This window comes from Clostridioides sp. ZZV14-6345 (assembly GCF_020657775.1).
GTDB classification, from domain to species: domain Bacteria; phylum Bacillota; class Clostridia; order Peptostreptococcales; family Peptostreptococcaceae; genus Clostridioides; species Clostridioides difficile_D.
Genome location: NZ_JAGWCX010000264.1, coordinates 1 through 242 on the forward strand (window position 1 = coordinate 1; position 242 = coordinate 242).

At 24.4% G+C, this 242-nt stretch carries 1 pseudogene; it reads left to right on the forward strand.

The annotated features are described in order from the left end of the window. Positions 1–242: pseudogene (locus tag KGF39_RS19715) on the forward strand (IS1182 family transposase); the annotation flags it as partial.

Below are 242 nucleotides of genomic sequence, written 5' to 3' on the forward strand. Positions count from 1 at the left end.
AAAATATCAAAAGAATCAAATATAATATTTGTTCATGGAAAAGGAAAGAAAAAATCTATCGTTCAAAAATCTATAGAGCAATTAAATAATTATATTGATAGATTGAAAAAATATACTAAAGACCTACATATAATGGGTGAACGAAATAGTTATTCTAAAACGGATAATGACGCAACTTTTATGAGAATGAAAGAAGACCATATGAAAAATGGACAACTTAAACCAGCATATAATATACAATT